Origin of the sequence: Bremerella sp. JC817 (assembly GCF_040718835.1) — a bacterium.
GTDB lineage: Bacteria > Planctomycetota > Planctomycetia > Pirellulales > Pirellulaceae > Bremerella.
This window is the reverse complement of record NZ_JBFEFG010000274.1, coordinates 474,095-488,262: the sequence shown is the minus strand read 5'-3', so window position 1 is coordinate 488,262 and position 14,168 is coordinate 474,095. Positions and strand designations below refer to the sequence as shown.

Genomic DNA, 14,168 nt, shown 5'->3' with positions numbered 1-14,168 from the left:
TCGCAGGCGGCGTTTTCCTGGGGATTATGCCCGGCTAGGTGAATTTTCAGGGAATTCCCTATTTTGCCTTAACCAAGGCTTTATTGAGAAGCCCCCTTGAGATAGGCCCGGTATTGCTCCATGAACGCAGCCGGCGGAGCACTTCGCTGCGTGTCGCCGGAACCACCGGAGGTTGCCTGACGGGCTTCGACCCGACGGGTAGCGTCTTGGCCACGCGAAAGTCCGAGGCTGCGAAGCGCGTCGTTCAATTCACGTTTGGCCTGAACGTCTTCGCTGTTGGCAGCTTGTTTCATTTGTTGCCAACGCTGCACGAACCGCTGGAATTCGTCTTTATTCCAGCCCAGCTTCTTCAGCAGTTCTGGGTCTGGATTGTCTTGATGCTGCAGTTCATCCAGCACCATGTTGGTGGCTTTCTCGGCGTATTCTACGTTTGCGGCATCTTCACCGGGCTCGACCAGCGGACCATCGTAGGGCTCTGGTTCGTTGTTGCCGGTGCGGCTGCCACCCTGAGGCACCGACGTGTTGCCGGGGCCCTGGCCATTGTTTTGTGGATCGTTCTTCTGCGAAGGAGATTGCTGAGGACTACCATCTTCCGAAGGAGAACCTTGAGCACCTGACTGCTGACCTTCCGGAGAGTTGGTCATGTTCGAGCCTTCTCCCTTTTCGTTGCTTTGCGAACCGGTCTGCTTGTTGGCTTTGGGGCCTTCGCCACCTTCGTTGCCCACTTCCCCTTCGCCTTGCTGATTGGAAGTGCCGGCCCCTTCGTCGGCCGAACTAGTGCTGCCGGGGCTGTCGTTGCCGGCCTGCTTGGCTGCCTGACCGCCGCCAGCGCCGCCACCGCCACTTTGATCGCCCGCGTTGTCCCCTTTGCTGTTGGACTGCTTGTCGCTGTTTGATGGGCTCTTGGGCTGATCGCCTTGCTGGTCGGACGCTTGATCGTCCGGCTTCATCTTGTTTTCGCTTTGCTTGTTGGCTTTCTCGCCAGACTGAGGGCTACCGGTGTTCTCTTCGCCAGCTTCTTTGCCGGCGCCTGAGTTGGTGGTGTCGCCCTGGCCGTTGTCGTTGGCCCGTTCCGAGTCTTCCGAAGGATTACCTTCCGCGTCTTTCTGTTTGGCGCCACCCTTGTTCTCGGAGCCACCTTGCTCGTTGTTCTGGGTATCACGCTCCATTCCTTCGCCCTGGTTATTGTCTTGCGAACCAGGTTGCCTCTTCTGCTCTTGGCCGGCAGCATCTTCGCCAGCGGCCGAGTTCTCGGGCTGGGTGCCGTTGTCGACACCGTTTTCACCGGGCTGCTGCTCAGGCTTTTCACCTTCGCCGGGCTTCTCGCTATTCTTCGATCCTTGGCCCTGATTCTGAGCGTTGTTCGGATCGCCTGCTTCAGGCTTCTGCGAATTGCCGCCGACGCCGTTCTGGTTTTCGCCCGGAGCGGTTTGCGGTTCGCCGGACGACTCACCTTGGCCTTGTTGTTGAGGGTTCTTTTGGTTCTGGCCATCCGGCTGAGGCTGATCGCCCTTGGCTTGTTGCTCTTGCTTCTTCTTCAGGTAGTCTTGAATCGCATCGAAGGCGTCGCCGTCCTGAGTTCCATCAGAAGCGATCGGCTCGTCACGCTTTTCAACGGTCGAACTTTCGTTCGGCTGCGTCGAAGCATCCCCATTTTGAAGCTCGCCACCTTTGTTCGGATCGCCAGCCTTGCCGGTTCCTTTACCGTTAGGCGATCCTTGTTGATCGGCCTTGTTTTGTTGACGCTGCTGCTGATCAGATCCAGTCGAAGCTTCGCCGCCGGTTCCGCCTGATTGCTTCGATTCGGATTGCTCGTCGCCACCCTTTTCGTTGCGTTGGCCTTGGCCACCTTGCTCTGGCTGGGCGTCTCCCTTTTGCGGATCGCCTTGCTCGTTGCCATCTTCCGATTGGTTGCCTTTGCCTTGCTGCTGCTGATCTTGTTGTTCTTGATCGCCTGAAGGATCGCCGGAGCCGCCTCCTTGGCCTTGCTGTTTGTCGTCCGATTCGCCGGAGTTTTCACCTTCTTGCGGACTGTCGGAAGGGCCACGCATGCCGTTCTCGCCGGACCCGTCTTCCGAGCCCTTCTTCCCTTCGTCGCCGCTTTCGCCCTTGTTTTCTTCGGACTGCTCGCCGTTCTCACCTTCCTTCGAGCCACCTGCCGACTTTTCGCCGTTCTCGCCTTCTTCGCCTGATTCACCCTTCTGGTTTTCTTCGGGCGAGTCGCCGGCCTGGTTCTCGTCGCCGGGCTTCTCTTGCTTCGGTTGATTCTCGTCCTTATTGCCAGGCTGCTGGTTTTCGCCAGGCGGACGGGTAACCGGATCGGTAATCAAGATGATTCGCGACTGCGTTTGCGAGATGTTCGGTTTCAAGTTGCCGGAGTAGTCGGTCCGGTTATCTTCGGCGATGCCGGTCAAGCGAACGATGTCGCCTGACTTCAGGCCATGCTCTTTCGGCGTGAGCTGCCAGTTGGCGAGCACTTGCCCTGACTTCGGTTGCTGCAGCAGCGAAGCGTTGATCAGAGGTTGAGCTGGCTGACCAGGCCCCTTGGTCACCGCACCGGTCACGCGCAGCTGACGAATACCATAGTCCGGGTCGAGTGCTCTCAAGCGAACGTCCAGCGGCATGTTCACCGGAAGTTCTAACTCGTTGGCGGTCGGTTCCAGGAACTCGACTTCCGGTGGCAAATCGCGAGTCACTTCGATGTCGTAAAGAACCGGGTGAGGGTTCAGCACGCCATCTTCGGTTCGGAAACGAATCTGGTACGAACGAAACTTGCCTGCCGAACCGGCGTCGTTCATCTCGAGCGGGAAGCGAACTGAGGCACGCGTTGGTTCTTCCGAAGCGACCTGCATCGGAAGCGTGTTGAGCGAAACGATCGGCGAGTTCGCGACTGGATCGAATTCGACATACGCCTTTTGAATCGGTCGGTTGCTCACCGCGCGGATGGTGACCATAGTACCTTCCAGTGCGCGGATGTGGCCATCTCCTTCTTGATCCCAGCCAGACTCGCCCGTGTAGCCAGGCAGGTCGTAGCGAACCGATGCGACGTCGATCGATGGTGCTTCGAGCGTGCTGACCTCGAAGTCGCGCGAGACAGCGTCGCCAGCTTCAATGCGATAGGTCAGATCGTCCTGGATCCCCATATCGGTCGGGTTGATGATTGCCTGAAAGCTGAAGCCATCTTCGCTCACTTCCAGCGGAATTAATTTGTCGACGAGCTGACCATCTTTCGTGGAGTAAATCAGTTCGAGGCGGTCACCGGTGCCGACGTCGTGCAGTTTCACCGAGACCGGCAACTGTTCGCCTTGATAGACGGTCGTGTCGCCGGGTTGAACATCGATGATCTTCACCCGCGATGGACGAGCAATGTCGTTCCAGGGCATCGCCACGCGCGCGGCGGTTTGCAGGGGATCTTTGGGCGAAAGAACTTTGTACAAACCAAACAGCACCGCCAGGGCCGCCAGAACGTAGCCGACCCGGATCGCTTTCGAGTAATCGACCAGGTGTTCCAGAGACAGCGACGAAATATCTGTCGCGGCCTGCGATTCGACGGCGTCGAGAACTGCCTTCCGCGTGCCTTGTTGGTTTTGCGTCAGGAACAGAAAGTTCAGCAAACTGTTCTTCAGCGTCGGCTGACCTTGCTCGATCATCTTTGCCGCGTAGAGCGGATTGATGGAGTGAAAGAGCAGGGGAGAGACATAAACCCACAGGAACCCAGCGGCGGCAAGGATGTAAACCAGGAACGCGACCAGTCGCGCCGTGAAGTTCAGGCCAACAATCCAGTGGTCGATGATGGCCAGCGTCAGCATGAACAGCAGCGAGCCGGCAACGAACAAAAGCAGACCGGCAGCCAACTCCGCCAACTTCACACTGCGTCGCGTGCTGTTGATCTTGCGACGGATGAAATCGTGCGACGTGGTTTTCGACCCGATTGATTCCGCGTTGTTCAAACTCGTTTGAGCGTCGGTCGACATTGGCTTCTCTCGGCGATTGCCGGTCGCGCTGGCGCGCAGGGGGGATAAGTAGAGACTTCCTATTATAAGAGACGATTCATTGCCCGTCGGGGTTTTGGTGCGAAAACCAAACCGCGTCTTTCCCCATATTGGGGGTGCTGGGCGACAGGATCACTGGAAAAAGCCTGTCACCCGTTGGAATCGGTTATGCCGGCAACGGTTCGACTAGCGAGGCGTGAATCGCGACGACTTGGCCGTTGCGTAGAACTCGCGCAGTTGTTGCTGTTCGGCCAGCGTCAGTTGGCTTCCATCGACGTAGACCTCGTCGACGTGCGAAAGCTTTCGCAGGTAAGGCAGATCGGCCGAGCTGATTGGGGTGTTGAACAAAGCCACCCCCCGCAGATTTGGGAGGGTTGCCAGTTGCGACAGTTTCTCGCCGCTGACATTGGTATTGCTCAGATCGATCCACTCCAGCGATTTGACCTGGGCCAGATGCTCGATCGCGTCGCCAGTCAGCTTGGTGCCATGCAGATGGATCTCTCGCAGACCAGGAAGTTCGGAGATCGAGGCGAGCCCTTCGCTGGTGACCTTGGTGTTGTTCAACCGCAAGGTATGCAGCGACGAAAGGCTCTTTAGTTGGGCAATCCCTGAATCGGTGACTGGCGAGTCCGACAGGTCGAGCTCTTCCAGGCCAGGGAACAAGTTGACGGTCGAAAGAAACTGATCGCCGGCGCCGGTGTTACTCAGGTCGAGCAGCAACAGCTTCGTGGCTGGCCGAGTCAGCGAGCACGGGGCGTCTTTCAGGGAAGACTTCGCACACGACAGTTGCTCGACATTCGGCAGACCGGCCAAAGTGGTCAGGCCCGTCATCGTTAGTTTGGTTCGCTCGAAGCGGACTTCAACGAGGCTTTTCAATTGACAAACCTGGGTGGCGACCGCGTCATCGACCTTCTCGCCTTGCAGCGAAAGTTTGCCGAGAGCTGGGAAATCGCCTTTCTGCAGATACCATGGCCCAGTCAGGTCGGCATCGGCAACGGTCAGCGTGTTGAGCCGCGGCAGTCGCTTCAAGTAGTGGAAGCTTTGATTGCTGACCGGCAGTTCTTCCAATTCGATGTGCTTCAGGTTCTGAAGTTCTTCCAGGTACCAGATGCCATGATCCGAGACCTTGGTTTCGGCGATGCGAATCGCCTGGAGGCCGGGCAGTTCGGCGACGGTCGACATACCGCTGTCGTCCAAGCTATTGTCGAGCTGCAGTTCGGCCAGTTGCGACATCTGACGGAGACAGTTGCGGACTTTGCCTTCTGACGGCGTGTTGTGCAGCGAAAGAAGCTTGATCGAAGGAAGCTGCAGCAGCAGATCCCAGTGCGAGTCCTTCATTTTGGCGCCGTCGATGCGGATGCATCCATATTCGGGCCAGTTGACGATTTCGTCAGAGAGCGAGGCGCCATAGCCAAACAGGCAGCCGCTTTGTTCCAGCGTGGCAACAATGCGTTCGAGTTCCGGATCCATCGGACCACCGACGTCGATCGGAACCGGAGGAAACCCGACCGGAGCTTGAGCCGGAGCGAAATTCAACGCCGTCAGTAATATCGCTAGCGCGATAATAAATGTTGCCCCATGTCGCATTGAATACCCTCCTGACAGCCGGGAAATACCGCGAAGGCGTCTCCCGATTAATCCGTCCGTGTCCTTGCCCCCGACATTCTGCTCATTGAACGCCACTTGCCTGCAAGTTTCAATATCGGAAGCCGTTTAATCGGCAGAATTCGCAGAAGCCGCACGCACCACTACGTCTTGATACGCTGGTTACGGTTCTCGAACTCGGCTGTCGACAGAATAATCGCTCAGTTGTTGAGCGGGGCAATCACGCGCAGGCTTGGCAGCTCTTTGGCCAACCAGTCGACCCCGTCTTGGGTCACGTCCGTGCTGCGGAGATGAAGTGTTTCGAGTCCCTGGGCACCGCGGAGGTTTTTTAAGCCAGCATCGGTGATTGGTGTCAGGTTCAGATACAGATAATTGAGCGATGGCAATTTACCGAGCGTCGTCATTGCATCGTCGATCAGGTTCGAGTGCGAAATGGTCATGTGCTGCACCTTTTCGAGACCTTCCAGCGTGTCGAAGTTGTCGGAAGGAAATTCGCAGTTGTGCAGGTTCAAGTGCTCTAGCCCGTTGAGCTTACGAAAAACTTCCATGTCGCCCGAAGTGAACGAGACATTCGTGATGGTGAGGGCTTTCAGGTTCGGCAAACCAGAAAGTGTTTGCAGCGACGACCCGGAAACGTGGCCGAAGTTGATCGACAGCGTTCGCAGGCTCTGGAAGTTCTCGATCCCTTTCAGCGAGACCTGTTTGGCACTTGGATCGTAGACCGAAAGCTGATTCAGCTTCGGCAGACGTGACAGGTATGTGAAATAGGGCTCGCAGTTGCCGTCGATCTTCAGCGAGAGTTGTTCGAGTTGCGTCAGCTCTTCCAGGTACCAAAGGCCACCTGGGGTGAAGTTATTTCCGTTGAGGTGCAGGGAAATCAGGTTCGAGAACTGAGCGATCTGCATCAGGTCGGCATCCGTGGGATTGCCGAAAAGGTGCAAGTGCTGAAGCTCGCCCATTTGGGTCAACGTCGCCCAGGTCGCGGGCGAAAGATCAAAGTTCGCTCCCAGCCAAAGGCGTTCGACCTTCGGCAGTACCAGCAGGGCCTGCAGGTTGTCGGCGTTGGCTTTGGTGGCGTAAAGGTTGACGTAGTAAGAGGTTTGCTCGTCGTAGTTCTGATAGAAATCGACGTGAGCACCATTCTTCTGCAACGTTTGAATCGCTTTGCGGATCTCCACCGATTCGTATTCGCGATCGTCTGCACGGGAGGTCGACGTGACCAAACCGAGAACCATCAGCGACATACCCAGGACGAAGCATCGGGCAGCAATCGACGGTGAACGCATCGAGGGTTCCTTAACGACGTAAGCGGAATGGCATGCGGCGGATTCTCGTCACGTGCCGAATCCGGTACGATTCGTGTGTTAGTGAGAAACTTAGGAAACACAGCGAAATCTGGTCGCGAGTACGAAATCTCGCAACTCGGATCTCAATTATAGGGCACTTGGAATGCTTGACGAGAATTTTTCCTCGCAACTCGTCAGACTGGACAATTTCGACAACGTTGCCGTCGCCAGGACCGTTATTCCTGCCAAATCAGTGCTCCATGGCCTGGAGGGGGAGGTCGTAGCCCTCAATGCGATTCCTGCCGGGCATAAGGTGGCCATTCAGGCGATTGCCCAGGGAGAGACCGTCGTGAAGTACGGCCAGATCATTGGTCAGGCGACCTGCGACATTGCCGCCGGCGAACATGTCCACTCGCATAATCTGGCAATGATCGATGTCCACGCCGAATATGCGCCAAGCTCGGCCGTGCCTCCGGCACCTCAGCCAATCGAAGGTCGGACGTTCGAGGGCTATGTCCGAACCAACGGAAAAGTTGGCACGCGAAACTATCTGGCGGTGATCAGCACGGTGAACTGCTCGGCCAGCGTGGCTCGGTTCATTGCCGAACGCTTTCCGCAAGAAGAACTGGCCAAATATCCCAACGTCGACGGGATCATCGCCATGAAACATGGTGCCGGCTGCGGTATGCAATTTGGTGGCGAAGCGCACCAGACACTGAATCGCCTGATGGCCGGCATGGCTCAGCATCCCAACGTCGGCGGCTTCCTGTTGGTGGGCCTCGGCTGCGAAACCGGAGCGATGGGCTATTTGCTGCAGCAGCATAATCTGGTGCAAATCGATGGCGTGGGTGGTGCCGATCGCCCTGGTCCGTTGGTGCTTTCGATGCAAGACATGGGGGGGACCATGCAGACGGTCGAAGCTGGAATCGCCCAGATCCGTACGATGCTGCCCCAGGTCAACGACATCCAGCGACAGACCGTTTCGGCAAGCCATCTGTGCGTCGGTCTTGAATGTGGCGGCAGCGACGGAAACTCTGGCGTCACAGCGAACCCTGCCTTAGGAATCGCCAGCGATCGAATTGTGGCTTGTGGCGGAACGGCCATCCTCAGCGAGACCTCCGAAGTTTATGGAGCAGAGCATCTGCTCACGCGTCGCGCGGTCACGCCTGAAATCGCTGACAAGCTGATCGAACGGATCGAATGGTGGAAAAAGTACGTCGCGATGTTCGGTGTCGAATTGGACAACAATCCTTCGCCGGGCAACAAAGCGGGTGGGCTCACGACAATCGCCGAGAAATCGCTGGGAGCCGTCGCCAAGGCAGGCAGTACGGCTCTGGTCGATGTTTATCACTACGCTGAACCAGTCGAGGCCAAGGGCCTGGTATTGATGGACACCCCAGGCTACGACCCGGCCAGTGTCACCGGCATGGTGGCCGGCGGAGCGAATGTCATTTGCTTCACGACCGGACGGGGAAGCTGCTTCGGCTGCAAGCCGACCCCTTCGATCAAGATCGCGACGAACACGCCGATGTACGACCGGATGATTTCCGACATGGACATCAACGCCGGGACCGTCCTGGAAGGGGAGTCGATCACCGAAGCAGGCGAGCGGATCTTCGAAGAGATCTTGGCGGTTGCCAGTGGAAAGAAAACGAAAAGCGAGCAACAAGGTATTGGAGACGAAGAGTTCGTTCCCTGGCTGGTTGGTCCGACTTTGTAATCGTTTGCCTGCAAAGCGATCGGTCGAACTTTTTTGCAATCGACCGATGCGTCATCTACGATGCGTTGAGACTGCTCTCGATTATCTCACCTTGGAATCCCCTTCATTGCTTCTGGGAGTGTCGATCTGTGCGTACCCACCTCTTGTCCTGCCTGGTCGTTTTCGCGTTACTTGCCTTCGTTTCCCCTGCTTCGGCGGCAGAGTTTCTGCATGGCGAAACCGTTACCATCGCAGCGGATGATACCTGGGAAGGTGACCTCTATGTTCTGGCACAATCGGTCGTGGTCGAAGGAACTATCACCGGCGACCTGGTCGTGTACGCTCAGCGGGTGAAAGCGGATGGCGACATTCAAGGTGGGCTGATCGTCGCCGGGCAAGAGATCCTGGTGAAAGGGAAGGTCGGACGAACGAGCCGCCTTGCTGGCCAGGCCATCCTGATCGACGAAGGAGCAACCTTGAAGGGAGACCTGGTGGCGGCTGGCTATTCGCTGGAGGTGGCCGAAGGTGCCACGGTCGACGGCGATGTGGTCTTCGCAGGGTTTCAAGCGGCACTAGGGGGTGAGATTGAAGACGATGTCTGGGCAGCGGTCAGCCGAGCCGAAGTGAGTGGCTCGATCGGTCGCGAACTGAGCATCACGACGGGGCTTCGTAACGGGAAGAAGATGCCACCGCCAGCGACAATGTGGCAGCAACTGCGGACGATCGATCTGCCGCTGGTCGATCCTGGTTTAACGATCCGCGATGGGGCTTCGATCGGTGGAAAGCTGACGTATCGGTCGCCGAACGAAGCCGATATCGAAGGGGGAGCGAAAGTCACCGGGCCGATCGAATGGATGAAGCCACAGAGTCCGACGGCGCCGGCGGCCAGCGACAATACGAACTATTTCTGGGATCAAATCAAACGCTACATCACGATGCTGCTGATGGGCATCTTGATGATTGTCTGTTGTCCGAAAACGACCGGCCAGACGGTCGATCAAATCGTGCAGCGACCGATCATCAGCTTTCTGGCGGGCTTCCTGGCGGTGCCGTTGTCGGTGATTGGCTTGGGCCTGGTAGCGGCGTTGATTGTGGCGGTGCCGATGCTATTCGGTTGGCTGACGCTCGATGGTCTGGCTGGGGCAGGGGCCGCGATCGCTGCGTTCGGCATGGTGCTGTATGTGGGAAGCCTGCTGTACTTCTTCGTCTTTGGTGCCGCGACGCTGACCTGCATCACCATCGGGCGGATTGTCTTCTCCGATCATCCGATCGCCTCGCGAAGCCGCCTGACGCTGGCCTTGGCGTTCGGCATGGTCTTCTACGTGGTGCTGACCTGCGTGCCGTACCTCAGCGTGGGCGTTTTTGTTGCCGCCTTGCTGTTTGGTTTCGGCGGCATGCTGATGTGGCTGCTTCGCGGGATGTTCTCGGGCGGATCGTCGAAAAACGAACCGATCTTGAAGACCGACTCGTAGTCGCGAACTACTTCGCTTCGAGAAACGTCCAGTGATCGAACGTCGCCGCTTGCCCGACATGGTTGCCGGCCGCGTCGGTTAGATTCCAGACGATGGCCTGTTCGATTTGAAAGCGACGGCCCGTCGTAGAGATGCGAATCCCTTGGTAGTCATCGACGTACCCATCCCGCGTAGTTCGCTCGAGAAGGCGAGCTCGTTCGTCGCGATGCATCGGCTCGGCCGTGTGGCGAGAAGGCGTTTTCAGCAGCGTCTCAACATCGATTTCCCACAGTTCCAGCACCTTGCGGTTACCGAAGTTCAAGATCGGATCTTCCGCCGCTGTATGCGAAACGATCACGCGAGGAGCGTCGTAAACACGCCGCGCATCTTCGTTGGGATCGCCACTTCGCGGAACGAGATCTTCGCCGAGTAGCTTGCGGTACGAATCGAGCAAAATCTGCAGGTGGGCCGGCCAGCCATGTTCCAGCCATGGTGTATCGAGAGAGGGATTCACGCGAAAGAGAACTCACTGCTTGATCGGAGCGATCACGTGCGTGGTGGGGCGTTCCTTCTGCAAGGCAGCGACTCCTTCCGCCGTGATCTCGGTGGTGCTTAATTGAACGGTTCGCAGGGAAGGGGCCTTGTACAGATACTTGAGCCCTTCGTCCGTGATGGGACTGTTGCGAATGTAAAGATAGTGCAGACGCGGCAGTTGCCCCAGGGCCTTCAGGATCTCGTCGCTGAATTCATTGTTGGAGAATTGGACCCGTTCCAGGGCTTCCATCTCGCCGAAGACATCCACCGGCATCCCTTTCAGATTACAGCTATGAAGTTGCAGGTAGCTGACCTGATCGAGCTCGCGAAACAGTTCGAGTTCTTCTGCTTTGAACTTTGCACGTAAGATACTCAGCGACTTCAGCTCCTTGAGTTTGCCGATCGCCTGCATGTTCGATTCTTCCGACTCTTGGGTATCGACCGTCAGCGTTTGAAGTTGCGACAGCTTCTCGATGCCATCGAGCGACACCGGCTGCTTTCCTTGCAGGTATAAGCTGAGGTTATCGAGGTTTGGCAAGCGCGCAAGGTAGTCGAAGTAGGGCTCGCAGTCGCCGGGAACGAGCAGCCACAGATGCTTCAGCTCGGTCAGCTCTTCCAGGTACCAGAGGTCGGCGACTTTGATGTTGCTCGAACGGATCGTCAGATTGCGAAGGTTGGTGAAGTGGGCGAGGTTTTCGAGGTCGTATTGCTGCAGGTCGCCAGTGATCGTCAGCGATTCGAGCTCGCTCATTTGAATCAGCGTTTCCCAGACGGACTGGTCTCGCTCGAAACCGGTGCTGAGCGTCAGGCGATCGACGCGCGGAATGACCAGCAGTGCCGAAAGGTTCTCAGGGGTTGGCTTCATTGAGTGGATGCTGATGTTGTAGGTGACCGGCCGAGGCTTGGTTGCCTGATTCATCAGCATGAAGATCTGGCCGGAATAGAAATTGACGTGAGCTCCATTCTTGCGAAGGTGCTCGATCGCCTCGCCGATTTCGCGAGACTCGTACTTCGGACCGTCCGCGCGAACCAGATCGGCGGAATAGATGGCGATAACCAGCAAGCTAAGAAAAGCGGTGCGAAGACCAATCATCTCCGAATCCTCGAAGGTTCCAAGTTCAAACCGGGGCGAGGTAAAGATGATCTATCGTACGAAATTCCGCGACGCCGTGCGAGAAATCCTGCCGGCAATTACATCTTTTTCGGGATTGGGGCCGAGACGCGCATGTCGGGGCGGTTCTCCGATAGCCATTTGACCCCTTCTTCGGTGATGTCGGTGCTGTAGAGGTAAACTCGCTCTAACTTGGGGATTTTCGCGAGATGTTTCAGGCCTTCGTCCGTGATCGCGGCACCACGAATGTAGAGATAGTTGAGCTTGGGAAGACCGCTCAGCCCTGCCAGCGACTGGTCTGTAACGGGTGAGTTATAGATCTGCAGTCGTTCCAGGTTATTCAGATCTTCCAGCGACGAAAGGTCGTCCGAGGCGAGTTTGCAGTTCGTCAGGTTCAGCGACTGAAGGTCTTTCAGTTCGCGGAACATTTCCAGTTCGCCTTCCTGAAAGTTGGCGTTGGAAATGGTCATCACTTGAAGATGCGGAATCTTGGCGATCCCTTGCAGTTCGGAGCCTTTCACTTCGCGAGCACTAACCGTCAGCGTCCGAAGCTGCGTGAGAGTTTCGATGCCGGCCAGTTTGACCTCCTTCTTGCCACGCAGGTTCAGAATCAGCTGCGAGAGCTTCGGCATGTTCGGAAATGACTCGAACGAGATTTCGTCCTCGCCATCGACATGCACTGCCAGGCGTTCCAGGTTGACCAGCGTTTCCAGGTACCAAAGGTACTCGGCATCGACCGAGCCCAGCCGCACTTCCAGTGACTGAAGGTTGGAAAACTCAGCGATGTATTCCATGTCCTCATTCTTGAGGTTATCCATGATGTACAGATGCTGAAGCTCGCCAAACTGCGACAGTGTTTTCCAAGACTTCTCGTTTCGCTCGAACTGGTTGGCCAGGTAAAGGCGTTCGACCTGAGGCAAAACCATCAGTGCCGAAAGGTTCTCGTCGGTCGCCTTCATGGCGAAAAGATTCACCGTATAGGGAATCGGTTTTGGGGTATCGTCCTCCTGGCCGCGAATAGGCTGACGGGCGATGTTGAAATGAACCCGGGCGCCGTTCTGCTGCAAATGAAGAATCGCTGCCCGAATCTCTGGAGACTCGTAGCGACGATCGTCCGCAGTGGCATTCATCGTAGGGATGAGAAGGCAAAGCAGCCCAATACCAACAATGCTGCGGCGAAGTGCGGGCAGACAGAATTTCATGGCGAAGCCTTGGGATCGACCGGAATGGGATAAGAGCCTGGCTCAGATCATCCTATAGAATCCGGTCCAACGATGCGACAAGATCCGCCAGCTTTTCGAATCCAGGGCCGATTTGCCGGCCCTTTTCGCCGTGCTATCGCGTCTCACCATAGCTGAAACTAAGATCGGGTCGGGCTTCTTGGAGCCACTGTGCCCCTTCTGGGGAAACGCTTGTGGCGTGCAGCCGGACCGACTGCAAATGCGGAGAAGCGGCGATTGCCCGCAGGCAACCATCGGTGATCGGAGCGTTCCGAATCGACAGATGGGTCAGCTTCGGGAGCATCGCCAGCCGGCGAATGGCGTCGTCGGTCAAGCGAGTACGGGTCGCGTCGAATCGCTGCAACTCATGCAGACGGGCCAGGTCGGCCCCATCGATGTCGGGGAGATCGCACGAATACAGCACCATGTGTTCAAGGTGGTTCAGTTCGTGCAGCAGCGAAAGATCTTCCGGCTCGAAACGAACGTGCGCCAACTGAAGCCTCTGGAGATTCGGCAACTGGCCGATCGAACGCAGCTCGCTGGCGGGCTGATTCTTGGCGTTGATTTCCAGCGACTTCAAACTGCGGAGATGCTCGACGCCTTGAAACGAAATCGGCGAATCGTTCAGGATGGTGACTTCCAGGTGGTTCAGATTCGGGATCTCTGGCAGGCCACTCAGGTAATTGCGAAAGAGCTTGCGATCGACCGTCAGCGACAAGGTTTCCAATTGCGAAAGGGTTTCGAGGTACCACATCTGATCCGGGGCAAAGCCACCCAGACGCAACGAGAGGACGTCGAGGTTTTCAAACTGAGCCAGCCGAGGAAAGTCGGCATCGCACAGATCGTCGATCAGATAAAGATGCTTCAGCTCTCCCAGTTGCGTCAACGCATCCCACGCCTCGGCGGTCCGTTCAAATTCGGAACCGACATACAGACTTTCGACCTGAGGAAGCACCAGGATGGCATCGAGCGTTTCTGGAGTCGAAGGGGTCTCCATCAGGTTCAGCGAATAGCTGGCCGGGATCTCGTCTTGGACTTCTTCGTTGCCGGCGACCATGATCGTCACGCGGTACGATCCGTTGCGATGAACGCGGGCACCTGACTGCTGCAGGTGGTCGATCGCAGCATCTAGCTCGTGCGAATCTTCCGAAACAACTTCCGCGTGCAGTGGCGCAATGAGAGTGGTCGACACCACAAGGAAAAAGACCCAGCGAATCAGCATTCAATCTCTCTCTGTCAGCAAGCTCGAAGGCGACACTTAACAACCGCG

9 protein-coding genes are annotated in these 14,168 nt (G+C 56.9%); 2 read left to right on the top strand and 7 right to left on the bottom strand.

Annotation, left to right across the window (positions count from 1 at the left end; genetic code table 11):
* Positions 1-80 precede the first annotated feature (80 nt).
* The 3 genes from AB1L30_RS16140 to AB1L30_RS16130 all read right to left on the bottom strand — a co-directional run bounded on the left by AB1L30_RS16140 (position 81) and on the right by AB1L30_RS16130 (position 6,883).
* Positions 81-3,974, bottom strand: a complete 3,894-nt coding sequence (locus tag AB1L30_RS16140; protein WP_367014454.1) for a hypothetical protein — start codon at positions 3,972-3,974, stop codon at positions 81-83.
* 204 nt (positions 3,975-4,178) lie between these two features.
* Positions 4,179-5,579: a hypothetical protein gene (locus AB1L30_RS16135; RefSeq protein WP_367014453.1), complete on the bottom strand. Its 1,401-nt coding sequence runs from the start codon at positions 5,577-5,579 to the stop codon at positions 4,179-4,181.
* A 218-nt stretch (positions 5,580-5,797) separates the two neighbouring features.
* The gene (locus tag AB1L30_RS16130) at positions 5,798-6,883 is read right to left on the bottom strand and encodes a hypothetical protein (protein ID WP_367014452.1); all 1,086 of its coding nucleotides are present in this window, start codon (positions 6,881-6,883) and stop codon (positions 5,798-5,800) included.
* A gap of 163 nt (positions 6,884-7,046) precedes the next feature.
* Here AB1L30_RS16130 and AB1L30_RS16125 point away from each other — a divergent pair, with 163 nt between their 5' ends.
* Positions 7,047-8,603 (top strand): altronate dehydratase family protein, encoded by a 1,557-nt coding sequence (locus AB1L30_RS16125; RefSeq protein WP_367014451.1) that lies wholly within the window; start codon positions 7,047-7,049, stop codon positions 8,601-8,603.
* Positions 8,604-8,731: 128 nt separating this feature from the next.
* Positions 8,732-10,054, top strand: coding sequence for a polymer-forming cytoskeletal protein (locus AB1L30_RS16120; RefSeq protein ID WP_367014450.1), 1,323 nt, complete (start codon positions 8,732-8,734; stop codon positions 10,052-10,054).
* Positions 10,055-10,061: 7 nt separating this feature from the next.
* Here the strand turns inward: AB1L30_RS16120 and AB1L30_RS16115 are convergent, their stop codons facing one another.
* From AB1L30_RS16115 to AB1L30_RS16100, 4 genes are all read right to left on the bottom strand, one after another.
* Positions 10,062-10,547, bottom strand: coding sequence for an MEKHLA domain-containing protein (locus AB1L30_RS16115; RefSeq protein ID WP_367014449.1), 486 nt, complete (start codon positions 10,545-10,547; stop codon positions 10,062-10,064).
* A 12-nt stretch (positions 10,548-10,559) separates the two neighbouring features.
* Positions 10,560-11,660 (bottom strand): hypothetical protein, encoded by a 1,101-nt coding sequence (locus AB1L30_RS16110; RefSeq protein WP_367014448.1) that lies wholly within the window; start codon positions 11,658-11,660, stop codon positions 10,560-10,562.
* Between the two features lie 98 nt (positions 11,661-11,758).
* A complete protein-coding gene (locus AB1L30_RS16105) occupies positions 11,759-12,880 on the bottom strand; it encodes a hypothetical protein (RefSeq protein WP_367014447.1) in 1,122 nt (373 codons plus the stop codon).
* 133 nt (positions 12,881-13,013) lie between these two features.
* Positions 13,014-14,120: a hypothetical protein gene (locus tag AB1L30_RS16100; protein WP_367014446.1), complete on the bottom strand. Its 1,107-nt coding sequence runs from the start codon at positions 14,118-14,120 to the stop codon at positions 13,014-13,016.
* Positions 14,121-14,168: the final 48 nt, after the last annotated feature.

Excerpts from the sequence above, each read along its gene's own strand:
- AB1L30_RS16105 (WP_367014447.1), bottom strand. The coding sequence starts at position 12,880 with ATGAAATTCTGTCTGCCCGCACTTCGCCGCAGCATTGTTGGTATTGGG.
- AB1L30_RS16135 (WP_367014453.1), bottom strand. The coding sequence starts at position 5,579 with ATGCGACATGGGGCAACATTTATTATCGCGCTAGCGATATTACTGACG.
- AB1L30_RS16125 (WP_367014451.1), top strand. The coding sequence starts at position 7,047 with ATGCTTGACGAGAATTTTTCCTCGCAACTCGTCAGACTGGACAATTTC.
- AB1L30_RS16110 (WP_367014448.1), bottom strand. The coding sequence starts at position 11,660 with ATGATTGGTCTTCGCACCGCTTTTCTTAGCTTGCTGGTTATCGCCATC.
- AB1L30_RS16100 (WP_367014446.1), bottom strand. The coding sequence starts at position 14,120 with ATGCTGATTCGCTGGGTCTTTTTCCTTGTGGTGTCGACCACTCTCATT.
- AB1L30_RS16140 (WP_367014454.1), bottom strand. The coding sequence starts at position 3,974 with ATGTCGACCGACGCTCAAACGAGTTTGAACAACGCGGAATCAATCGGG.
- AB1L30_RS16130 (WP_367014452.1), bottom strand. The coding sequence starts at position 6,883 with ATGCGTTCACCGTCGATTGCTGCCCGATGCTTCGTCCTGGGTATGTCG.